Genomic DNA, 748 nt, shown 5'->3' with positions numbered 1-748 from the left:
ATAATTGAATTTGGAAGATTGAACTTAGCTTCATTGGAATCGTAAAACTTTTCTACTAAATTTAGTTCGTTTGTCAGAGTTAACGAATTATTTGACTCGTAAGTACTTTTTATCTGGCCTTTTAGAGATATGGCTTCAAAGTTGAAAGTTAGATTTCTCAACGGGACTTTTTGGTCAGAAACATATTTAAGGTAATGCTTACATGCATTTTTGACGTAGCCTTCCCAGTGTGAATAGATCAGAAGAACAGCTGATTTCATTATCAAATGTTCATTACTGCTATTTGCAAGAAACAACAAGTCACCAATTTCTTTCTTTCTCCAATCTAAGTCTTCTATCAAGTGGTCTAGAAATACTTCTAATTTATCTTGCTTGGCCATTAGCTGAAATATTCAATTGTAAATTGGTTAATGTCTTTGTATCTTTTGATCGCTCTTACACCGCGGCGGAATGAATCGGTCACAGCTTGTTCGCTATATATATCTTTGATTAGTTGACAGATTTCGTCGTCGCATTTTTCTTCTAAACTAGAAATGTTTTTTGATATGCCTATAGTTAACATTTCATAGACAGACACGTTGAAACTTCCTCTGAACCTTGTGCCATCAAATTTTTTGAAAGAGCTATCTGATAGTAACCTGTCAAGTAGAATAAAAGTTGCCTTAAAGTCATTAATAAATGCTTCTCTATCAGCAACTTCAATCAATCGAACGGTTTCCTTATCAATGAAATCATCAAGAACAATTTT

The 748-nt window shown here is 33.3% G+C and carries 2 protein-coding genes; both read right to left on the bottom strand.

Annotation, left to right across the window (positions count from 1 at the left end; all coding sequences use genetic code 11):
• A partial coding sequence (locus A142_RS24955; RefSeq protein ID WP_019826842.1) for an MAE_28990/MAE_18760 family HEPN-like nuclease occupies positions 1–380 on the bottom strand: 380 nt, incomplete at its 3' end.
• Positions 380–748: hypothetical protein (locus A142_RS24950; RefSeq protein WP_032545641.1), on the bottom strand; the 369-nt coding region annotated here is incomplete at its 5' end. The genes A142_RS24955 and A142_RS24950, both read right to left, overlap by 1 nt.

Source organism: Vibrio splendidus 12E03 (assembly GCF_000272105.2).
In the GTDB taxonomy this organism is placed as follows: Bacteria; Pseudomonadota; Gammaproteobacteria; order Enterobacterales; family Vibrionaceae; genus Vibrio; species Vibrio splendidus_I.
The sequence above is the reverse complement of the archived record's forward strand: the minus strand, read 5'-3'. Positions and strand labels throughout refer to the sequence as shown.